At 69.2% G+C, this 22,431-nt stretch carries 14 protein-coding genes; 3 read left to right on the top strand and 11 right to left on the bottom strand.

Annotation, left to right across the window (positions count from 1 at the left end; translation table 11 throughout):
* Positions 1-113: 113 nt before the first annotated feature.
* The 3 genes from glpK to panB all read right to left on the bottom strand — a co-directional run bounded on the left by glpK (position 114) and on the right by panB (position 3,411).
* Positions 114-1,598, bottom strand: coding sequence for a glycerol kinase GlpK (glpK, locus tag E1832_RS04350; protein ID WP_133358512.1), 1,485 nt, complete (start codon positions 1,596-1,598; stop codon positions 114-116).
* Positions 1,599-1,729: 131 nt separating this feature from the next.
* Positions 1,730-2,581 (bottom strand): pantoate--beta-alanine ligase, encoded by an 852-nt coding sequence (panC, locus tag E1832_RS04345; RefSeq protein WP_133358511.1) that lies wholly within the window; start codon positions 2,579-2,581, stop codon positions 1,730-1,732.
* Entirely contained in the window at positions 2,578-3,411 is an 834-nt protein-coding gene (panB, locus tag E1832_RS04340; protein ID WP_133358510.1) for a 3-methyl-2-oxobutanoate hydroxymethyltransferase, read from the bottom strand. Before panB ends, panC begins: the two co-directional genes overlap by 4 nt.
* A 187-nt stretch (positions 3,412-3,598) precedes the next feature.
* On the opposite strand from panB, the gene E1832_RS04335 reads away from it, so the two are divergent.
* Complete coding sequence (locus tag E1832_RS04335; protein WP_133358509.1) at positions 3,599-5,089, top strand: ABC transporter substrate-binding protein; 1,491 nt, start codon at positions 3,599-3,601, stop codon at positions 5,087-5,089.
* Between the two features lie 258 nt (positions 5,090-5,347).
* On the opposite strand, the gene E1832_RS04330 is transcribed toward E1832_RS04335, so the two are convergent.
* The 4 genes from E1832_RS04330 to E1832_RS04315 are packed head-to-tail and all read right to left on the bottom strand — an operon-like array spanning position 5,348 to position 12,055.
* Positions 5,348-7,390, bottom strand: a complete 2,043-nt coding sequence (locus tag E1832_RS04330; RefSeq protein ID WP_133358508.1) for a hypothetical protein — start codon at positions 7,388-7,390, stop codon at positions 5,348-5,350.
* A complete protein-coding gene (locus tag E1832_RS04325; RefSeq protein ID WP_133358507.1) occupies positions 7,387-10,173 on the bottom strand; it encodes a DUF4159 domain-containing protein in 2,787 nt (928 codons plus the stop codon). The genes E1832_RS04330 and E1832_RS04325 overlap by 4 nt, the downstream gene beginning before the upstream one ends.
* Positions 10,170-11,051 carry a DUF58 domain-containing protein gene (locus tag E1832_RS04320; protein ID WP_133358506.1) on the bottom strand — a complete coding sequence of 294 codons (882 nt, stop codon included), beginning with the start codon at positions 11,049-11,051 and terminating at the stop codon, positions 10,170-10,172. Before E1832_RS04320 ends, E1832_RS04325 begins: the two co-directional genes overlap by 4 nt.
* Positions 11,048-12,055 (bottom strand): AAA family ATPase, encoded by a 1,008-nt coding sequence (locus E1832_RS04315; protein ID WP_133358505.1) that lies wholly within the window; start codon positions 12,053-12,055, stop codon positions 11,048-11,050. The genes E1832_RS04320 and E1832_RS04315 overlap by 4 nt, the downstream gene beginning before the upstream one ends.
* Before the next feature lie 64 nt (positions 12,056-12,119).
* Between E1832_RS04315 and E1832_RS04310 the strand changes: the two genes are divergently transcribed.
* A complete protein-coding gene (locus E1832_RS04310; protein WP_133358504.1) occupies positions 12,120-12,701 on the top strand; it encodes a DUF1285 domain-containing protein in 582 nt (193 codons plus the stop codon).
* 7 nt (positions 12,702-12,708) lie between these two features.
* Here the strand turns inward: E1832_RS04310 and E1832_RS04305 are convergent, their stop codons facing one another.
* The 3 genes from E1832_RS04305 to E1832_RS04295 form a co-directional block, all read right to left on the bottom strand.
* Positions 12,709-13,410, bottom strand: a complete 702-nt coding sequence (locus E1832_RS04305) for a CpXC domain-containing protein (protein WP_133358503.1) — start codon at positions 13,408-13,410, stop codon at positions 12,709-12,711.
* 21 nt (positions 13,411-13,431) lie between these two features.
* Complete coding sequence (locus E1832_RS04300) at positions 13,432-18,552, bottom strand: hypothetical protein (protein WP_133358502.1); 5,121 nt, start codon at positions 18,550-18,552, stop codon at positions 13,432-13,434.
* A 127-nt stretch (positions 18,553-18,679) separates the two neighbouring features.
* Positions 18,680-19,747 carry an OmpA family protein gene (locus E1832_RS04295; RefSeq protein WP_133358501.1) on the bottom strand — a complete coding sequence of 356 codons (1,068 nt, stop codon included), beginning with the start codon at positions 19,745-19,747 and terminating at the stop codon, positions 18,680-18,682.
* A 153-nt stretch (positions 19,748-19,900) separates the two neighbouring features.
* Between E1832_RS04295 and E1832_RS04290 the strand changes: the two genes are divergently transcribed.
* Complete coding sequence (locus E1832_RS04290; RefSeq protein WP_133358500.1) at positions 19,901-21,388, top strand: caspase family protein; 1,488 nt, start codon at positions 19,901-19,903, stop codon at positions 21,386-21,388.
* 3 nt (positions 21,389-21,391) lie between these two features.
* On the opposite strand, the gene E1832_RS22410 is transcribed toward E1832_RS04290, so the two are convergent.
* Positions 21,392-22,431, bottom strand: a 1,040-nt coding sequence (locus tag E1832_RS22410; RefSeq protein ID WP_165978793.1) for a DUF4384 domain-containing protein, incomplete at its 5' end; no start/stop codon positions are given.

The following is a 22,431-nucleotide window of genomic DNA, read 5'->3' as shown; positions in this document are numbered from 1 at the left end:
TCGTCCGGATTTGGCCGGGATGAAGCGCGCCGATCAGAGGGTGCTGCGCCAAACCACGGTCCGGCGCTTGCGCGGCTTGCTCTGTTGTTCCTTGAGGTGGGCAATCGCCCCCCTCAAAACGCCATCGCCGCCGTCACCGCCCGCTGCCAGCGCCCATAGGCCGCCGCGCGTGCTGCCTCGCCCATCGCCGGCTCGAACCGGCGGTCCAGCGCCCAGCCCTCGGCGAACCCCTCCATCCCCGGATAGACCCCGGCCCGCATCCCCGCCAGCCAGGCCGCGCCCAGCGCCGTGGTCTCCTGCATCACCGGCCGGTCCACCGGCGCACCGAGGATGTCAGCCAGCCCCTGCATGGTCCGATCGCTGGCGCTCATGCCGCCATCGACGCGCAGCACCACCTGAGCCTCTTGCCCCCAGTCGGCACGCATCGCCTCCCACAGGTCGCGGGTCTGAAAGGCGACGCTCTCCAGCGCGGCCCTGGCGAACTCCGCCGGTCCCGAATTGCGGGTGAGCCCGAAGACCGCGCCGCGACACTCCGGCGCCCAATAGGGCGCGCCGAGCCCGGTAAAGGCGGGCACCAGCGTGACCGCCTGCGCCGGATCGGCCTGTGCCGCCAGCTCCCCCGACTGCGCCGCCGTCTCGATGATCCCCAGCCCGTCGCGCAGCCATTGCACCGCCGCGCCGGCGATGAAGATCGAGCCCTCCAGCGCATAGGTGGGCTTGCCATCGAGCTGGTAAGCGATGGTGGTCAGCATCCGGTGGGTCGAGGCTACCGGCACCCCGCCCGTATTGAGCAGCGCGAAACAGCCCGTGCCATAGGTCGATTTCATCATACCGGGCGCGAAACAGGCCTGCCCGATGGTCGCCGCCTGCTGATCGCCCGCGACGCCGAGGATTGGGAGTTTGCCGTCCAGAATGTACGCTTCGGTTTCGCCGAAATCAGCGGCACTGTCGCGCACCTCCGGCAGCATCGCCATCGGCACACCGAGCAGATCGCAGATCTCTGCGCTCCATTCCCCCCGGTGAATGTCGTAAAGCAGCGTCCGCGCCGCATTGGTGGCATCGGTGGCATGCACCCGCCCGCCGGTCAGCCGCCAGATCAGAAAACTGTCGATGGTGCCGAACAGCAATTCGCCCCGTGTCGCCCTTGCGCGGGCGTCCGGGATCATATCGAGCAGCCACTTCACCTTGGTGCCCGAGAAATAGGGGTCGAGCAACAGACCGGTCCGGGCGCTGATCATGTCGCCGTGCCCGGCCTCGCGCAGCCCGGCACAGATCGCCGTGGTGCGCCGGTCCTGCCAGACGATGGCATTGTGGATGGGTTTGCCGCTGGCGCGGTCCCAGATCACCGTGGTCTCGCGCTGGTTGGTGATGCCGATTCCGGCAACCTCGGCCGCGCTCACCCCGGCCTGTTCCAGCGCGGCGCGGCAGACGGCGACGGTGGCGTTCCAGATCTCCTCGGGGTCATGCTCGACCCAGCCGGCCCGGGGATAGTGTTGGGTGAACTCCCGTTGTGCGATCTGTACCGGGTTCATGTCCTTGTCGAACAGGATCGCGCGGGTCGATGTGGTGCCCTGATCGATGGCCAGAATGAATGTCATGCGGCGTTCTCCCCCGGAATTGACCGCAGAGTATCAGCCGGGCAGCCGGGTGCCAGTCTCAAGATGCCTGCACATCCAACCCACAGAGCGAGCCGAGCAGAGGGGTTCGGCTCGAAGCCCCGCCGCCCCGTTCACACCGCCGGCACCGCCAGGTTGTCGATCAGCCGCACCCCCTCGATGTAGGCGGCGACAAAGATCCGGGCCGGCCGGTCCGGATGGTCGAGCGCCTGCAAGCCGTCCTCGCTGCGCAGATCGAAATACTCGACCTCGTCGAACCCGGCCTCGGCCAGACGGGCGCGGGCCCGCTCGGCCAGCGGCGGGAAGCGGTTGCCGTCGGCAAGCTCGGCCGCCACATCGCGCAGCACCGGATAAAGCAGCGCCGCCTGTTGCCGCCCCTCGGGCGAGAGCCGCAGGTTGCGCGATGACATGGCAAGGCCGCTGTCTTCGCGCACGGTGGGGCAGGCGATGACCTCGATCGGAATGTCCAGATCCCCGGCCATCCGGCGCACCACCTGCAACTGCTGGAAATCCTTCTCGCCGAAATAGGCGCGATCCGCCCCGGTCTGCAAAAAGATCTTGCTGACCACGGTGGCGACCCCGTCGAAATGCCCCGGCCGGTGCGCGCCGCAAAGCACGTCCGTCAGCCCCGCGACCGAGACCGTGGTGGCAAAGCCCTCGGGATAGACCTGATCCACATCGGGCGCATAGACCGCGTCGACCCCATAGGGCGCCAGCTTTTCCGCATCCTCGACCTCGGTGCGCGGATAGTTCTCCAGGTCTTCGGGGTTGTTGAACTGCTTCGGGTTCACGAAAATCCAGACCACCACCCGGTCGCAGTCCGCCTTGGCGGCCTCGACCAGCGACAGATGCCCAGGATGCAGCGCGCCCATGGTGGGCACCACGCCGATACGCTCGTCGGCGGCGCGCCACCGGGCGGTCAGCGCCCGCATCTGGGACAGTTTGCGGAGGATCGGCGCGGTCATTTCGAGCCGCCCTTCACCTGATCGGCAAACACATGCTCCGGCCCGGGAAAGCTGCGCGCGCGGACGTCCGAGGCATATTCCGCAATCGCCGCCTCGGCCCGCTGGGCCAGATCGGCATAGCGTTTGACGAACTTCGGTTTGAACTCGGCGAAGAGGCCCAGCATGTCGTCGACCACCAGAACCTGCCCGTCGCATCCGGCGGAGGCACCGATGCCGATGGTCGGGATCGGCACCTCGGCGGTGATCCGGTCGGCGAGACTGGCCGGGATCTTTTCCAGAACGACGGCAAAGGCGCCGGCCTCCGCCACCGCGCGGGCATCGGCCAGCACCGCCGCGGCCTGATCGTCTCGGCCCTGCACCTTGTAACCGCCCAGCGTGTTGACCGACTGCGGCGTCAGGCCGATATGGGCCATCACCGGGATGCCGCGGGCGGTCAGAAAGGCGATGGTCTCGGCCATGTGCAGCCCGCCTTCCAGCTTGACGGCGCCGGCGCCGGTCTCGGCCATCAGCCGTGCGGCGTTGCGGAACGCCTGCTGCGGTCCCTCCTCATAGCTGGCGAACGGCATGTCCACGACCATCAGCGCATGGGTGAGTCCGCGCGCCACCGCCTGGCCATGCAGGATCATCATCTCCATCGTCACGCCGAGAGTGGAGGGCAGGCCGTGCAGCACCATGCCGACGCTGTCGCCGACCAGCACGAAATCGCAATGGGTATCCATCACGCGGGCCATGGGGGTGGTGTAACAGGTCAGGCTGACCAGGGGGGTGCCGCCCTTGCGGGCACGGATGTCGCCGGCGGTGAGGGCCGGGCTGGAGGCGGTTGCGCTCATCGTCCTCGTTCTTTGTAACGCCGCCGGGAAAATTCACGGGCGGCAGGGTGCAGGCGGGATAGCAACCCCGATCCCACTGTTCCACCCTGATTGCGCCAACATTTCCTTGATCGCGGGCGGGGTTTGGGTGGACACTTGCCCGGACAGCCCCGGCACCGGCGGGGCCAACAAGAGGGGATTTCGACAGATGCAACATTTTCGGTTCATTCGGGGGGTTGGTTCGGCCCTCGCGCTGAGCACCGCGCTCACCGCAGGGGCGGCGCTGGCGCAATCGGACATCACCGTGGCGATGCAGCTGGAGCCGCCGCATCTGGACCCGACCAGCGCTGCGGCGGGGGCCATCGACTCGGTGCTCTATTCCAACGTGTTCGAGGGTCTGACGCGGTTCATGGGCGACGGCTCGGTGGTGCCGGGGCTGGCCGAAAGCTGGGACATTTCCGGGGACGGGCTGACCTATACCTTTCATCTGCATGACGGGGTGAAATTCCACGACGGCACCGCGATGGACGCCGAAGACGTGAAATTCAGCCTGGATCGCGCCCGCGCCGAGGACAGCGCCAATGCGCAAAAGGCGCTGTTTGCCGGGATCGCCGATGTGGCGGTGGTGGACCCGCTGACCGTCCAGGTGACGCTGAGCGAGCCGAACGGCAGTTTCCTGTTTAACATGGCCTGGGGCGATGCGGTCATCGTGGCCCCCGAGAGCATCGAGGGCATCAAGCAGACGCCGGTGGGCACCGGCGCCTTCAAATTCGCCGAATGGGTGCAGGGCGACAAGATCGTGCTGGAGAAGAACCCCGAGTATTGGGGCACCCCGGCCAAGCTGGACAAGGCGACGTTCAAGTTCATCTCGGACCCGACCGCCGCCTTTGCCGCGGTGATGGCCGAGGATGTGGATGTGTTCTCGGGCTTCCCCGCGCCGGAGAACATGCCGCAGTTCGAGGCCGATCCGCGGTTCCAGGTGCTGGTCGGCTCGACCGAGGGCGAGACCATCCTGTCGACCAACAACAAGCAGCCCCCCTTTGACAACGTCAAGGTGCGCGAGGCGGTCGCCCATGCCATCGACCGGCAGGCGATCATCGACGGCGCGATGTTCGGCTATGGCACCCCCATCGGCACCCATTTCGCGCCGCATAACCCGGCCTATGTCGATCTGACCGGGCAGTCCGCCCATGATCCCGAGCTGTCGAAGAAACTGCTGGCCGAGGCCGGTCTGCCGGACGGGTTCGAGACCACGCTGCACCTGCCGCCGCCCTCTTACGCGCGGCGCGGCGGCGAGATCATCGCGGCGCAGCTGGCCGAGGTCGGGATCAAGGCGCAGATCGTCAATGTGGAATGGGCGCAATGGCTGGAAACCGTGTTCCGGGGCAAGAATTTCGGTCTGACCATCGTCAGCCATACCGAGCCGATGGACATCGGAATCTATGCCCGGCCGGAGTATTATTTCCAGTATGACAACCCGGGCTTTCAGGAGCTGATGACAACGCTCAATGCCACCACCGATCCGGCCAAACGCACCGAGCTGCTGCAACAGGCGCAGAAGATCATCGCCGACGATTACGTCAACGGCTACCTGTTCCAGCTTGCCGCGCTGAGCGTGGCCAAGGCCGGGGTGCAGGGCCTCTGGAGCAACGCGCCGACCCAGGCGACCGACCTGACGGCGGTCAGCTGGGCCGAGTGATCCGAGGTTGAAAAGTGAAAGGGAAGGGGCCCCGTCGGGCCCCTTTTTCATTGGCCTGCCGGGCAAAGTCCCCTGTGCGGAATCAAGGCTGAAGGCCGCCGCGCCAGCGCCGGACCGTCCCGGCGGTCTGGCGTTCTATCAACGTGAGCGCGCCGCTCGGATGTCGTCCGGATTTGGTAAAGATAAAGCGCGCCGAACAGCCGTTGCTGCGCCAGCCCCCGGTCCGGCGCTCGCGCGGCCTGCTCTTTGGGGCCTCCGCTACCGCCGCCCCTCCCGCAACCACCCGGCCAGGATCAGCCCCGAGGCCAGCAGCAGCACCAGCCAGGCCGGCAACAGCGGCGACTGCCGCACGTCCCGGGTCTCATAGGCCCCGCGTGGGGTCAGGCCGATCCAGCCGCGCCCGGCCGCCGGGCGGCCCTCGCGCACCTCGCGCAGGCGCGGCAGCCCGTCCTCCAGCCGCAGGATTCCGCCCCTCAGCGGCGCGATCACCGGTTCCATCACCGCGCCGGTGGCGATGGTCTGCTCGAACTCCTTTGGCGCCGCCGGGCCCAATCCGATCACCGCGTGCTGCTCGCCCTCCACCAGCCGGTAAAGCCCGATCTCGGGCCCCTCATAGCGCGCCTCGAACCGGCCTGGGGATACCTCGCTGAGGTCGATGTCTTCCGTGCTGCCGTCGGGGCGTGTCACCGTCACCGGTCCGACCGCCTCGCCCAGCGTGCGGCGGATGATGCGCATCGACTGCCCGGTCGCCTCGGCCCAGAGCGCCTCTTCCTCCAGTTCCGGCTCTTTCATCATCCAGTGGGCCAGCCGTCGCAGCAGCTCCAGCTGCGGGCCGCCGCCATCATATCCCCGGCTCCACAGCCAGGCGTGATCCGAGGCCAGCAGCGCCACCCGCCCCTCGCCGACGCGGTCGAGGATCAGCAGCGGCTTGCCCTCATATCCGGTCATCACCACGTCGCCGGCCTCCGGCGTAACCTCGATCTGGCGCAGCCACGATCCCCAGCGATCGCTGTCGCCGAGATCGGCGGTGACGGGGTGGCGCGCGCCCAGGTCGGTCACCTCGGGGCGATAGCGCTCTTCGATCACCCGGGCGGTGGGCCGCGCCGGCACAACCGGGGCAAGCGGCGAGCGATAGATGCTGTCGGCGGTGGCGAAGTCCGGCCCCGCCGCGACCAGCACCGCGCCGCCGCCGGTCACGTAATTGGCCACGTTGTCGAGGTAGATCGCCGGCAGGATGCCGCGCCGCTGATAGCGGTCGAAGATGATCAGGTCGAAATCGTCGATCTTTTCCAGAAACAGCTCGCGCGTCGGAAAGGCGATCAGCGACAGCTCGTCCACCGGCACGCCGTCCTGTTTCTCCGGCGGCCGCAGGATGGTGAAATGCACCAGATCGACGGATGAGTCCGATTTCAGCAGGTTGCGCCAGGTGCGCCCGCCCGCATGCGGCTCGCCCGAGACCAGCAGCACCCGCAGCCGGTCGCGCACCCCGTTCATCTGGATCAGCGCGCTGTTGTTGCGGTCGGTCAGCTCGCCCGCCGCCTCGGGCACCGAGAACCGGATCACGTTGCGCCCGCCATGGGGCAGGGTGACGGGCAGCTCGATGTCCCGCCCGATCGGCAGCTCGAACCGTTCGGGCGGGGCGCCGTCGACCGAGATGTCCAGCGGCGCGCTGGCCGCCGCGCGCGGTGCCGCGCCGCTGTCCTCGATCCTCAGCGTCAGCGTCACCGGCTCGCCGATGATGGCAAAGGCGGGGGCGTTGCGCACGGTCAGGCGGCGATCCCAGTCCTCCGCGCGCCCGGTCAGCAGCAGGTGCAGCGGCGCCGGCAGCTCCGGCGCGCGCTCGATGTCATGCACACGCCCGTCCGACAGCGCGATGATCCCGGCGATACGCCCGCGCGGCTCTTCGGCCAGAGCGGTGGAAAGCGCTGTCATCAGTTCGGTGCCGGCATCGCCCGCGCCGTCGGGCACCCGCACCCGGCGCAGGTCTGTATTGGGCCGCGCCGAAAGCTGCGCGGCCAGCGCCTCGGCCGCCGCGCTCAGCTGATCGGGCCGGTCCGAGAGGGACTGGCTGGCGCTTTCATCTTCGAGCATCAGCACGATATCGGTGAGCGGCGCGCGATCCTCGAGCTGATAGCCGGGCCCGCTCAGCGCACCGGCGATCACCACGGCGGCCAGCAGCCGCAGCGCCCAGCCCGTCAGGCCGCGCCAGAGCGCCAACGCAACCGCCGCCAGCGACAGTGCCGCCAGCACCGCCAGCACCGGCCAGGGGATCAGCGGGTCGAAGACGATGGTTCCGGTCATTGTCCCAGCCTGTCGAGAAGTGCGGGCACATGCACCTGGTCGGATTTGTAGTTGCCGGTCAGCACATGCATGATCAGGTTGACGCCAAACCGCAGCGCCAGTTCGCGCTGCCGCTCGCCGGTGAACCCGCGCCCGACCGGCAGCAGCGGCCGCCCGTCACGGTCCACCGCCCAGGCCCCGGCCCAGTCGTTGCCACCGATCACCACCGGCGTCACCCCGTCGTTGAGGTTGCGGAACGGCATCCCCTCGATCTGTTCGGCATCGGGTGGGGCGGCCTCGACCCAGATCCGGCCCTCGGCATGACGGCCGGGGAAATCCTGCAACAGGTAGAAGGCCCGCGTCAGCACGTGGTCGCGCGGCACCGGCTCCAGCGGCGGGATGTCGAGCGGGGCGGCCAGTTCCTGCAGCTTGCGGCCATTGGGGCTGGCGGCGCCGAAGCTGGCGATATTGGCGTCGCGGGTGTCGAACAGGATCATGCCCCCGGACCGCAGATAGGCGTTGAGCTTGGCATAGGCCGCATCCGAGGGGCGCGGCTGTTCCGGCGTCACCGGCCAGTAGAGGATCGGAAAGAAGGCCAGCTCGTCGCGTTCCAGATCGACGCCCATCGGCGGTGCCGGCTCGACCGAGGTGCGGAAACTGAGCGTGTCGGACAGCCCGCGCAGCCCGGCCCGGGCGATGTCGTCCAGCTCGGCGTTGCCGGTCAGCACATGGGCGAGGGTCAGCTCGTGGGTGGCGGCGAGGGCAAAGGCGGTCTGGTCCGCATCGGAATCCTGGGCCCCGACCGGATGGCCGGGCAGGCCGGCCAGACACAGCGCGGCACCGAGGGCGGCGATGCGCCCGCGCGACGGCATCAGCCGCCCGCCCAGCGCCAGCGCCGCGATCACATCGGCCACCAGCAGCAGCAGCGCCAGCGCCAGCAGCGGCCCGCCCAAGGGCCGCTCCGGCGTGCGGGTCAGGGTCTCCACCGGCACCCCCTCGGGCCACTGCACCGGCGTCAACACCGCCTCCGGGCCCAGCACGTTGCGCGCCAGCCGCCGCTCGCCGTCGTCATAGATGCCCGGACGCAGGTCGGGGCCGGGCGGCGCCCCGGCCAGCGCCTCGCCGGCGACCCCGGGCAGGTTGCCGGCGTCGTGCAGGGTACCGAACCCGTCCATCACCTGCACCGGCCGCCAGGTGGTGCCGGCCAGATCGCCCGCCTGCGGCGGTTTGGCCGATGAGGACACCGCCAGCCGCTCCAGCATCTGCACGAAGAGACCGGAAAGCGGCAGTGTCGACCATTCGGCGTTGGCGGTGACATGAAACAGCACCACCTGCCCCTGACCCAGCGCCTTGCGGGTCACCAGCGGCGTGCCGTCGCCCAGCGCGGCGATCACCCGCTCGGCCAGCACCGGGTCGGGCTGGGCCATGACCTGCGCGCTCACATTCACATCCTCGGGGATCGGCAGCCCGGCAAAGGGGGTGTCGGGGGGGAAGGCGGCCAGCGCCTTGGGCGCGCCCCAGCTCATCGCGCCGCCGACGGTGCGGCCGCCGCTGCGCAGCCGCACCGGCATCAGCGGATCCTCCTCGGTGCGGCTGACATCGCTGGCGGCCAGATGCGGGCCGGCAAAGCGCAGCAGCATGCCGCCCTTTTCCACCCAGCCGGTCAGCGCCGCCTGCTCGGCCTGCGACAGGGTGGCGACATCGGCCATCACGATCACATCCGGGTTTGCGGGGATCAGATCCAAAAGCGCGCCTTCGAGCAGATCGGCACTCGGCGCCAGCGCCTGTTTGAGGTAATGCAGCGGCGACAGCAGCTCCAGCCCCTCACGGTCCTCGCGCCCGGCGATCAGCGCCACCTCGCGCCGCCGCAGCCGGTCGTCGGCCAGCGTCATCGCCCCGGCCGACCGCTGTCCCTGAATCTCGAACCGGGTGATCCGCGCCCGCAGCTCGGCCGGCAGCGACAGGGCGGCGCTGGCCTCGGTCGCGCCCGGCTCGAACCGGGCCGGCAGGCTGGCCAGCACCCGGGCGGTGCCGGCTGGATCGTGGCCCTGCGCCAGCACCGTCACCTCGCGCGCGGGGCCCACGTCGGAGCGGTGCAGCGTCAGCTGCACGGCGCCATCCTTGAACCCGGCGGGGCCGATGCCCAGCACCGGCTGGCCGGTCTCGACCACCCGCAGATCGCCCCTGGCGCGCAGGGCCCCGAGCAGCGGCGCGCGGTCCGGATAGGCCAGCCCGTCGCCGAGCCAGAGGGTATCAAAGCCGCCCGCGCCGCCCTCCTCGACCGCCGCGCGGGCTACCTCAAGCTGTGCCGCGGTCGGCTGCCAGGGCGCGGGGGCAAGTCCGGGCAGCCGGCTGCGCCAGATGTCCGCCGACTGGAAATTCAGCGGCTCGGGCGCGGTCAGCGCCAGCAGCGCCACCGGCCGGCCACCGCGCCCGGCCTCGGCAAGCTGCGCGTCGAGAAGCTCCAGCCGCGCGGTCCAGCGCGGCGCGCCGGCCCAGCTGGCATCCAGCACGATCAGCAACGGACCGCGACCGGCCCGGTCCTGTTGCGGGTTCAGCACCGGGCCGGCCAGCCCGACGATCAGCGCCGCCAGCGCCAGCATCCGCAGCGCCAGCAGCCACCAGGGCGTGCGGTCCGAGATGCTGTCGTCGTCCTTCAGCCCCAGCAGCAACGCGACGCCGGGAAACCGCCGCCGCACCGGTGCCGGCGGGATCGCGCGCAGGATCAGCCAGAGGATCGGCAGCGCGAGCAGCCCCAGCAGCAACCAGGGCGCGGTAAAGCCGATGCCGCCCAGCACGGTCACGAGGTGCCTCCATCGAGCGCGCGGTAGAGCCAGAGCAGCGCCGATTGCGCGCTGTCTTGGGTGTGGTGCAGGCCCAACCGCCAGCCGGTCGCGCGGCACAGCGCCGCCAGCCGGTCGCGCCGCGCCGCCAGCCGCGCCCTGTAGCGGTCGCGCAATTCGCCTGCCTTCAGCGTCTCATGGCGCAGGGTGCCGCCGACGCTCTCGAAGATCGTGCGGCCCTGGAACGGAAAGCTTTCCTCGCTGGGGTCGAGCACTTGAAAGAGCACGCCGCGCACGCCGCGATCGGCGGCCTTGGTCAGCGCCCGCTCGACCTCATGCAGATCGCCGAGGAAATCGGACAGGAACACGGCGCGGGCATGGGGGATCATCGCCCGATGCTCGGGCGGGGCGTAGTCCTCGGGCGCGTCAACGCCCAACGCCTCGGCCAGGCGCAGGATCTGGTTGCGGCCGCGCCGGGGCGGCAGCGCGCTGCCGGTCAGCCCGACCCGCTCGCCCCCCTGTACCAGCAGGATCGCCAGCGCCAGCCCCAGCAGCCGCGCGCGGTCGGCCTTGGTCGGCAATCGGTCGTGCGAGGTAAACCGCATCGAGGCGCCCTGATCGACCCAGAGCATCACCGATTGCGCGATCTGCCATTCCCGTTCGCGCACGAACTGCTGATCGCCCCGGGCGGAGCGGCGGTGGTCGATCATCCGCCGGCTGTCGCCCGGTTGCGCCGGCCGGTATTGCCAGAAATCGTCCCCCAGCCCGGCGCGGCGCCGGCCGTGTTCGCCCAAAAGGACGGTGCCGGCCAGATGGTCGGCCCGCGCCAGCAGCGGCGGCAGCCGCGCGGCCTCCGCCTCGGCGCGTTCGCGCAGTGTTGGGGCGGAGGGGGATGTCACGCCGCAGCCTCGTTGCGGGTCAGCGCGGCGGCGGTGTTTTCGATCAGTTCGGCCAGGCTGTCACCGCGCGCCCGCGCGGCAAAGTTCAGCGCCATCCGGTGGCTCAGAACCGGGCGGGCCATGTCGATCACGTCCTCGGCGCTGGGCGCCAACCGCCCCTGCAGCAGCGCCCGCGCCCGCACCGTCAGCATCAGCGCCTGCGCCGCGCGCGGCCCCGGTCCCCAGGCCACGGTCTCGGCCACGCGCTCCGACACCCCCGGCTCGTCCGGGCGGAAGGCGCGCACCAGATCGAGGATCATGTCGACCACCGACTCGCCCACCGGCATCCGCCGCAGCAGGGTCTGCGCCGCGATCAGCTCTGCCGCCGTGAACACCTGCACGGCCTCCTCCTCGGCCACGCCGGTGGTGGCCAGAAGGATGTCGCGTTCGGTGCGGCGGTCGGGATAGGGGACATCGATCTGCACAAGGAAGCGGTCGAGCTGCGCCTCGGGCAGGGGATAGGTGCCCTCCTGCTCGATCGGGTTCTGGGTGGCCAGCACATGGAAAGGCGCGCCCAGCGGCCGGTCCTCGCCCGCCACGGTCACCACCCGTTCCTGCATCGCCTGCAGCAGCGCCGACTGGGTGCGCGGGCTGGCGCGGTTGATCTCGTCGGCCATCAGCAGCTGGCAAAAGATCGGCCCGGGCACGAAGCGAAAGCTGCGGCTGCCGTCGGGCGCGGTGTCCAGCACCTCCGAGCCGAGGATGTCGGCGGGCATCAGGTCGGGCGTGAACTGGATGCGGTTGCCGTCCAGCCCCATCACCGTCGACAGCGTCTCGACCAGCCGGGTCTTGCCCAGACCGGGCAGCCCGATCAGCAGGGCGTGCCCGCCGCAGAGCAGCGCAGCCAGCGTCAGGTCCACGACCCGCTCCTGCCCGATGAACCGGCGGGTGATCGACGCCCTGGCCTGGGCCAGCTTGTCCTCCAGCGCCTCAATCTCGGCGATCAGATCGTCAGGATCGGACATGACATTCCTTTCATGGGCCATATGTTTGATAAGACTATAGTGCGGAATGGAAATGGCAAAACAGATGAGCGGACAAAAACCTGTGACACCTTCGGCCGAGGGCATAGCCAGCGCGGTGCGCGCCGGCAAAACGCGCGGATTGCCGCCGGTGCATCTGTGGAACCCGCCGTTTTGCGGCGATCTGGACATGCGCATCGCCCGCGATGGCACCTGGTTCTATCTCGGCACACCGATCGGGCGGCCGGAACTGGTGAAACTGTTTTCCTCGATTCTCAGGAAGGAGGACGGGAAATACTTTCTGGTCACGCCGGTGGAAAAGGTTGGAATCACCGTCGATGATGCCCCCTTTGTCGCCGTCGATTTCGAGGCGGAGGGCGAGGAGCGGGCACAGATCCTGACCTTCGTCACCCATGTGGGCGACCGGGCGGTGGCCGGCCCCGATCACCCGATCAGGGTGGAGCGCGATCCAGAGACGGGCGAGCCGTCGCCCTATGTCCTGATCCGCGCCAACCTCGAGGCGCTGATCGACCGCAAGAGCTTTTACCGGCTGGTCGATCTGGGCGTCCATCACGACGGCTGGTTCGGGCTGTGGTCGCAGGGCGCGTTCTTTCCGGTGATCCCCTCGGCCGAGCTCGACGCCGCCTGAGCGGGCCTCATTCGGCGGCGGCGCGCCCCTCGCCGATGAAGAGTTTCTGCATGTCGGCAAACGGGCCGTCCGTCAGCTGCGCGCGGATCGGTGCCCATGCACCGGGCGCCTCTTCGATGGCGTCATAGAGCGCGCGGTGGGCGGCGAAGCCGTCCATCGGCACCTCCCGCTCGGTCAGGATCCAGACGAAATTCAGGGCGTCCTGCTCGACCGAGGTCACCCGCAATTCGCGGCCCGGGCCCATGTCGGCCTCAGGCAGCCGCCGCATCAGGTCGAGCTTGAGCAGTTCGACGGTGACATCGTCCAGCCCGGCCGCGCGCAGCACCAGCTTTTCCGTCAGCGCCGGCCAGCCGAACACCAGCCGCACGTCGAGCCCGGCGCCGATCTCGCGCGCCGAGGGCAGGGCGCGGGCGCCGTAGGAGGTTTCGAACACCTCGGTGATCGCATCCTCGACCGCGATGTAATCGGGCATCATCCGGCCGGGAAACACCGCGATCCACAGCCCGGCGCCGACCTCGAGGTAATTGAACTGCGGCTCCATCCGCACGGTCTCGCCGCAGCCGGGACAGGGCAGGCTCTGAAAGCTGCCCTCCAGGATCGCCTCGCGCAGGTCGGGCCGGCGGTCGGCGTTGACGCTGTCGCATTCCTCGAACGGGATGTCCGCGCCGCAGGACGGGCAGGCGATGACGGTGGATCTGAACAGGGACATGGCAGGCGGTCCTTTCGGGGATCAGAGGTCTTCCAGCCAGGCGACGGCGGGGTGATTGTCCTTGAGCTTGCCGCTGTGGAAGGCAGCGTAAAGCTCCGAGAACCATTCGGCGGGGGCGCGGAACTGGTATCCGGTCACCCCCTTGGCCCGGGCCGAGGCCAGGTAGCTGACCCAGTCGCCCTTCATCGCCTCGTGATAGGCGCGGTTGCCGATGGTGCAGGCGTCGGCCGAAACCTTGGTCTTCCAGGGCGCGTTGCCCTCGCGCGCCCGGTCGACCCAGATCTCGCAATCGCGCCGCCGCCGGTCCCATTCCTCGGCGTCGCAGTCGCGCGGCTCGGGCACCGGCGGAGAGGAGCCTTCGCCCATGATCATGTATTCGGCGACATAGGCGGGGTCGAAGTCGAACTTGCCGGCCACCGCGGCGGCCACCGGCCCCACGTCGGCGCGGTGATGGCGCCAGCCGCCATAGGTGTCGCTGTCCTCGCCCAGATGCCGGGTCATGAAGCCCATCTTGTCGTCGACCGCATGGGCCACCTCATGCAGGGTGTTCCAGTTGAAAAAGCTGACCGGCTCGTCCTCCTTGGTCTTGTACAGATCGTCCTGCGGACCCAGCTCGGCCTCCTGGCTGATGCCGTAGATGGCGCTGGTCTTGGCCTCGCCCTCGTGCATGGCGACAACCTTTTCGACAAAATTGAAATACGAGCCGTCCTGCACCCCGCCGCGATGCGAGAAGGACAGGAAACTGTCGTTGTCCAGCGTATCGCTGCCCGGCAGGGCGGCCATCAGGTCGTAGAACCGGCGCAGGTTGGGGGCATCGCGGTCGAGGTCGGTGTCCTCGGTGATCTCCTTTTCGAAGCCGCCGCTGCCATCGGGAACCCAGCGCTTGTTCGACAGTGTCAGATCGCAGCCGAACCGTTCCTTGAACGCCACCGCGATGACCTTGCGCTGAATGTCGGGCTCCAGCGTCTTGATGATCCGGTCGAGCGCCTTTGTGCTCTCCGCATCGCCCAGAAAGGCGCGGATATCCTCGGGGGCAGGCACCTCGTTGGCGGCCAGCTTGAGCCGCAGCTCGGCTGCCGGGATCTGCGCGCGGGCCTTGTTCAGCTCGGCCGATGCGCCCTTGTAATCCTTGGCGGTTGCCTTGGTCTCGGCCTCGTCCAGCGCGCTGTGGATCAGCGCGATGTCGGTTTTCATCAGGTACCGGTCGCGGTGCTTTTCCAGACGGCCGTTCAGGGCGAACCGGATCTGGTTGCGTTCGGCCACATAGACGGCATGGGCGTCCAGTTCGCTGCGCAGGGCGCGCAGGGCCGCGATCGCCTGCTCGACCGTGTCGGTGCTGACGCCGCGCCGGGCGCGATCGCGCCGGGCCTCGGCCATCGCCGTCTCCACCCGCGCCAGCTCGGTCTCGGTCGCGGCGCGCCCGGAGGCGTATTCGGGATGCTGCGCCAGGCTCGCGGCCAGCCCGCGCGCTAGGTCGGCGGCATCGCATAGCTGATCGAACTGCCCCATCTCCGAGGCGATGCCGCGGCAGTGATCGATGGCCTCGCCGACCCTGGTGCGGGCGGTCTCGAAGTCGTCCCCGACCTTGTCGCGGGCCTCCTGCAACGCGGTCTGCACCGTGTCCAGCAGGGCCTTGACGTACATCGCCGAGGGGCGGCCGCGCAGCTGTTTGAAGGTGGCGTCGGCGGCCTTGATCGACATCTTCAGATCGTCGGTGTCATCGCTTCCGACCGCCTTGATCGCATCCAGCACCTCACCAAAGGCGGTCTGCTCATCCAGCGTTGCGGCGGCGGTGGCGCAGTCCGAAACCAGTTCCTGAAACAGCGTGGTGGCCATGGGAAAATCGAACGCCGCCGCCTTTGCCAGCGCGTTGTCGCGCTTGCCCTCAAGCCGGGCGAACAGCGGTGCGATCGGGGCGGTGTCGCGGCTGGCGATCTGTTGCAGCGCGGCCAGTCCGGCCTCGCGCGCAAGGGCGTAGCGTTCGAACCGGTCGACCTGATCCTCGATGGCGTCGCAGGCGCCGACAAATCCGTCGAGCTTGCGCAGCGCGCCTGCGAATTGGTCCATCCCGGCGTCCTTGAGCGCGGCGTCATAGCGGGCCTTCAGCTCGGCGATGCGGTCATGGGTCGGACCCATCGCCGCGTCGTCGCGGTCCAGCAGCGACCGGATCGCGGGATCGGCCTTGTCCTTCGCGGCGGCATAGGCGGGGTAATCGGCGATCGCCTTGACCACCCGGTCGATCAGATAGGCGGTCCGCTCGATCTGCAGATAGGCGGCGCGATAGGCGTGCTGCGCCATCAACCGGTCGACGCCCTCGATGATCTCGTGCAGGCGCGCGATCTGACCGGCGAGCGCGGGGTGATTCAAATTCTTCGCGCCGGTTTTGGTATAGCGGGCCTTGTACGATTTGGTGGCGATTTTGTAGTTCTCGGCCAGGTCCAGATAGGGCTGCAACAGGCCGTTGCCCTCCTTGGCCAGCGCCCTGATGCGGGCGGTGTCGCGGGCCGTCAGCGCCGCCTCCATGTCGGTGCCGATCCGGTCGAGCCGCGCGATCTCGTCGCCCAGGCCGGGCTGGACGTCGGACTTGCGCAGCTTTTTCAGCACGTATTTGAAATCGTCGCGGGCCGGTTTGTAGAGGGTTTCATAGACATCGCGCACCTGCACCGCGATGCCGATCTGCCTGTTCGCCTCGGTCAGCTCGTCCAGCGCGCCGGAATGGTCCCGGTCGGTCGCCAGTCGGCCGGCGGCGCGCAGCCGGGCCTTGATCTCGTTCAGTTCGGGATCGAGGCTTTTGCCAACGTTCCCGTCCTTGACGATGTCGCGGTCGCGTTCGGCCTGTTCCACCTTGCGCTGGAACAGGTTTTTCAGGGTGATCTTCGTCGCCACCTGTTTGCAGGCGGCGATTGCCTGTTCGATGCACTGGCGGGCGGCGGCGGCATCGGGCGCGGCGGCGGCCAAATGGGCGCGGCCGGATTCCGCGGTCTGCGCGGCCTGGTCCAGCAGGTCGTCGAACACATTGTCGGTGTCCAGTCCCGCGACGGCGCGCGCGATCTTCTGAAACTCGCCCAAGGCGGCGTCGAAATCGCCGGCGATACCGTCCAGCTTGTCCGTGTCCTGCATCCCGTCGATCCGGTCGGCGATGTCGGCGGCGCGGGTGCCCTGTTCGAGCTCCATGGCCGCGTGTTGTAGCAGCCGCACCGCGCCGCCCCAGTCGCCCGACTGTGTCGCCGCCTGGGCGTTGGCCATGGTCTGGCGTGCGGTGGCGATGGCCTCGGCGGCCTGTTCGCCGCCGGCTGCGCCGCCCTGCAGGCGGGCAATTTCGGTGTTCAGCGCCCCGCGCCGCTGGAGATAGTCCTGCGCCTGATCGGCCAGCGCCATCATCGCGGCATGTTTGTCCTTGAGCGCGATGGCCGCAGCCAGGGCGAGGCCGAAATCCTTGTCGGTGCCGGTGGTGTAATCCTTGATGCGCGCGTCGTCGTCCCTGAGGCGCTGGTAATATTCCTCGATCGCCACCCGCCCGCCGGCGCCGCGCCGCGTCCTGGTTTCGCGGCGGCGCGCGGTGAACAGCGGGTATTCGGTGTTGAACTCGGTGATGTGCGCGATGGTCCTGTCGAGCGCCTTGAAATGCCCGCGCAGGCCCTTGAGCCTGTGCGAGCCGCCCAGCAGGTCGCCGGCCACGACCAGATCTTCTGCCTCTTGCAGGGTGTCGCGCATCAGGTCGATCTCGTCCGCGACCTTGTCGGTCACCGCCGCGTCCATCGCGTCATAATCGGTAATCTTGGCGTCGACCGCCTCGAGGTTGCTGTTGAAATTCTTCAGCGCCACCCGCAGGCGGTCATAGGCCCCGACCGCCGCCGGGATCGCGTCGAGCTTGCGCACCGCCTCGGCCATGTCCTCGCCGTCGCGGGCCGCCTTCGCCTCGTCCATCAGGGTCAGCGCCGCCTCGATGGCGGTCTTGATCTGCGGCACCCCGGCAAAGCCCCCGGGGGCAGGCAGGGCGTCCAGCATGGCCTGCCGGCTGGCCTCCATCACGAGGAAACGGCCGTAGTCGTCGGCGATGTCCAGCAGGGTCGCGGCGTTTGCCAGATGCGGTTGCAGATCGGCGCTTGCCCCGGCGAAATCGCCGCGCGCGACCTTGTCCTGCGCGGTCGTGTAGGCGGCGGCGATGGGATCGAATTTCGGCTTCACATAGGTCGGCTCGTCCTTATGCGCATGGCCGGTGATCATGTCCCAGCTGCGCAGGAAGCGGCGTTCAAGATCCTGCCAGGCGGTCTTGTCGTCGGCGCGGCCTTCGACGGCGGCCTCGGCGGCGTCAAAGGCGGTGCGGGCCACGGCGGCGCGGGCCGGCAGTTCGGCGGCGCCGACCGCGCCCGCCGCGTCCAGCCGCCGGTCGACCCGGTCCAGCAGCGCCTCGATGTCATCGGGGATCGCGGCGGCGCCAAAGGCCCGCGTGGCCCGGTCGCGCAGTTGCAGCTGCGCGTTGGAGATCTCGGTCAGCTCGCGGCGCGCCGCCTGCACGGTTTCCGCCAGCCCCTCCTCGGCGCTTTCGCGGACCTCGGCCAGAACCTCGGCGCGCAGCTCGAACGGATTGACGGTGTCGGCGCTGTCGAGCAGCCCCGACAGCCGGTCCAGCGCCTTGACGGCGCCGCCCAGATCCTTGAGCGAATCCGTCTCCAGCCCGCTGTTGAATTTCTCCTGCGCAAACTCCCAGACCAGGATGATGTCGTCCTGATTGTCAAAGGCCATTACATCGGGCCCGTCCCTGAGCGAGGCGAGCATGGCCTCCACCCGGTCGCGCACGGCATCGTATTTCTTGCCCGCCTCCTGCTGTTGCAGGCGGATCCAGGCGGTGGTGTTGACCTGATCGAGATGCGCCAGCCCGCCGTCGAAATCGGGCTTCTTCGGGTTCGCCTCCACGATCTGCGCGGCGCGGGCGAGATCGGCCAGCAGGCCGGCGCGGATGCCGGCATCCTCGATTTGCAGAATACGCTCTTCGACCACGTCGTGGCGCACGTTGAAGGCGCCGAATTCGCGCGCCGCCGCCTCGCGCCGCTTGCGGGCCTTTTTCTTGCCCATGCGCTTGGGCATGCGGATATAGGTGTTGATGAATTCGATCTGCGCAGGGGTCAGGCCGTCGGGCATCGGCGCGGGCTCCAAAAACAATGTCCGCCGGGCAATCCGGCGAAAGTGGAAACGGTAATCAAACAATGTGTTGACGCAGAGTGACCCGGACCGGTGATTCGGGGCAAGCGCCGGGTGCGCCCGGCGGTCAGTCCGCCACCGAGAATGCGATCCGCCGGTTGCGCGCCTTGCTGGCGGCGCTGTCGTTGGGAACCAGCGGTTCGGTTTCGCCAAAACCCTGCGCCTGCAGCCGCGCCCGGTCGATGCCGCGCATGGCCAGCGCCGCCGCCACCGCCTCGGCGCGCGCCCGGCTGAGCCGCAGGTTGGCCTCGGCGGCGCCATCGGAATCGGTGTGCCCGGCAACCAGGATGCGCAGGCCGCCGCAGGCGCGGGCGATCTCGGCCACCCGGTCGAGCGCGGCGGCGCTGTTGCCGCTGAGCCGGGCGCTGCCGGGGGCGAAATGGATGCCGCCGGCGCGCGACGCCTCGACCAGCCGTTCGGCGCAGCCGGCCGGCCCGGTGCCGGAGGGGGCGGCCGTGGTTGCGGCGCTCTGGGGCTGCGGCGCCGCCTCCGGCGCTTCGGCTGCGCCGCGGTCGAAGACAAGGGTGAAACTGACGATTCCGACCGGCACGACGGCCACCGCGGCCGCCTTTTCCATCGCGGCGATTCCCTGCGCCATGCCGAATTTGATCGCCGAGACCGGGATCGGCGCGACCGAGGCCACCTCGACCCGCTCCTCGTCCAGCAGGGTGACCGAAACCCGCGCGGTGTTGCTCAGCGTCATGCCGTGCAGCGACAGCGCATAGCTGAGGTCGATCTGCTTGCTGCGCACCGCCGGCAGGTCGCGCAGCCGGGCAGAGTCAAGCTGGGTGGTGATGATCGCCTCGGGGTGCAGAAAGGTCTCGAACAGCATGAAGCGCAGCCGCACGTTGCGCAGGTCGATGCCGGTATCGACCGAATCGAGCAGCACGCGGATCTGCGCCTTGCCCTGATCGGTGATCAGCCCGCTGAGCGTGCCAAAGCGGCTGGCCTCGGCCAGATCGCCGTTCTTGATCGACACGAACCGAATCTCCGACCCGGCGGGATCGAGCCGCCAGCCACCGGCGAAGGGCTGTGTCTCCTGCGCCTGTGCGCCCGGCACCGGGGTCAGCACCGGGGTCAGCACCAGAAGCGGGACGATGAAAATCAGGGTGCAGAGGCGGGACAAGACCGTCATGCGATCCTCCTTTCGCGGGCTGGGCGTTGCATCGAAATCAGAGTATCAGCAAACTTGCCCGGGGCGGGAAAAAAAGCGATAGTTTCAATGCATTGCAGAACGCGATGCGGCATGTCGGCCTTGACCGGGGTCGGGCGGGACCGGGAACACCGAATGAGTTTGCAGAACAGGTTCAACAGCCACCTGCGCCGCGCGCTGCTCCTGATGGTGCTGGTGGTGGGCGTCGTGCGGGGGGCCGCCGCCGAGGAACGGCTGGCGCTGGTCATCGGCAACTCCGCCTATGGCACTGTCACGGCACTGGAAAATCCGGTGAATGACGCCCGTCTGATCGCCACGGCGCTGGAGCGGCTGGGTTTCGACGTCACGCTGATTTCCGATGCCAGCCAGATCGCCATGAAGCGCGGCATCGCCCAGTTCGGACGCGAATTGCGCGAGGCCGGCAAGGAGGCGACCGGGCTGTTCTACTATGCCGGGCACGGGGTGCAGAGCTTCGGGACCAACTATCTGTTGCCGGTCGACGTGGCGCTGGCGGATCCGGCCGATCTGGATCTGGTGGCGGTCGAGGCGCAATCGGTGCTGCGGCAGATGTATTCGGCGCGCAACCGCACCAATATCGTGATCCTCGACGCCTGCCGCAACAACCCGTTCTCGACGCTGCCGGCGTTTGACGACAACGGGCTGGCCGAGATGCAGGCGCCCACCGGCACCTTTCTGGCCTATGCCACCGAGCCGGGGGGCGTGGCGCTGGACGGGGCGGGGGGCAACAGCCCGTTTACCCAGGCTCTGGCCGAGGCGCTGGAACAGCCCGGCCAGCCGATCGAACAGCTGTTCAAGCAGGTGCGCGTCGCGGTGCTGGAGCGGACCGGCGGTCAGCAGACGCCCTGGGACACCTCGTCGATGACCAGCGATTTCTTTTTCTCCGCCGCGGCCGCGCCCTCGGACACGCTGGAGGAGCTTCAGGTCTGGCGCAGCGTTCAGGCGGCGGGCGATCCGGTGCAGCTGATGCTGTTCCTGCGCGCCTATCCCGACAGCGTCTATGCCGCCGAGGCGCGCCGGCTGCTGGAATCGGTGATGGAGTACGAGCTGGCCACCGGCAAGGACAGCGCGCCGTCGGCGTCGCGCAGCGGGCCGAGCCCGGATGAGCAGACGCAGCTGGCGGCGGCGCAGCAGGCCGGCTCCGCCGCGCAGTACCGCGCCTTTCTCGACCGTTTCCCGGACAGCGTCTATGCCGAGTTCGTCGCGCAGGAGATCGCCGCGCTGGACCGGGGCGCCGCGACCGATCCCGCCGGCCCGCCACCCGAGCCGCCCGCGCGGGAGGCCGAGCCGCCGGCAGAGCCGGGGGCCGAGGCCGGGCCGGTCACCTTTGCCAGCCCGCTGTTGTCCGACGATCCGGCGGTCTCGGGCAAGTCGATGGCCGAGCTGATCGGGATGAGCCCGCTGTTTCCGCCGGTGGAGGGGCTGCCCGAGAGCTACTGGAAGGACAAGACCTGCGCGAGCTGTCACCAGTGGTCGAAAGAGCGGCTGTGCGATCAGGCCCAGGTCTATGCCAGCACCACCCATCGCTCGCTCGACAAGATGCACCCCTTCGGCGGGGTGATGAAGCGCGCGATGAAGAGCTGGGCGGCGGGGGGATGCCAGTAGGGGCTATCTCTCCGAGGTGCGCACAAAGAAATACACCCATTCGCCCTTGAAGTCGGGGCTCCGCGCGCGCGCCTCGGCGACCCGGCCCTTGAGCCAGACCAGATAGGGTTCGGCCGGTTCGGTCAGCGGGCGCAGCCCGTCGTAGAGCGGCTCGGAGGCGGCGAAGGCGACCGCGATTTCCTGCCCGTAGGGCGGGCCGATCAGCAGGCGCAACCCCTCGTCCGAGTCCGATTGCGCGCCGATCCGAAGCGCGTTTTGCGCCTGCGACCGGCGCAGCGGCACGTGGACGTTCGGCACCAGGTGCAGCACGCCGCCGGCGGCGTCGAAGTAATCGACATAGATCCAGGCCGGGTAGTCGGGTGCTGTCAGATCAAAGGACAGCGGATCGCCGGCGACATAGGAAAACACGCGCGCCTGGGTGCCCGCCCCGATCAGCAGCGGGTTGGTGATCTGGTCGGTGGATTGCGGCAGGCCGACATCGGCGATGCCGGTCAGCGCGCCGCATTGCGGGCGCGGCAGGATCAGGATGTTGTCCGACACAGCGATGTCGGCGCCCATCTGCGTCCGCAGCGCGGCCAGGACCGGCGCGCGCATGTCGCCCTCGGGCACGTGGCCGTTCACCTGCAGCGTGGCGCTGTCCGGGTCGAACCCCACCTGCAACCGCCCGCAGGGCACCGAGGCCAGCAGCCCGGCGACGCCGTCGCGCAGCGCCTGCGCGCCGGCATCTCCCGGACGCACGAAGCTCTGGAACGCGGCCAGCGAGGCCGGGTCGATCTCGCCATCGCTGCCCTGAAAGGCCAGCGCGGCGGTCACATGCTCGGCCTGCGGCGTGGCGGCCGCGGCGGGCAGCGCCGCCGGGACGACAGCGCCGAGATCGTCGGCGCGGGCGACGGCGGGCTGAACCCGGGCGGTGGCGGCGGCGGTCGCCGCCGTTTCCTGCACCGGCGGCCGGCTGGCTGACAGCTGCGCATAGGCCATTGCCGGCTGGGCGCGGGCCGGGTCCGCCTGCGCCGCGATCCTCTGCGCCGGGGCGGCGGTGGGGC

Origin of the sequence: Antarcticimicrobium luteum, from assembly GCF_004358185.1 — a bacterium.
GTDB classification, from domain to species: Bacteria; Pseudomonadota; Alphaproteobacteria; order Rhodobacterales; family Rhodobacteraceae; genus Antarcticimicrobium; species Antarcticimicrobium luteum.
The sequence above is the reverse complement of the archived record's forward strand: the minus strand, read 5'-3'. Positions and strand labels throughout refer to the sequence as shown.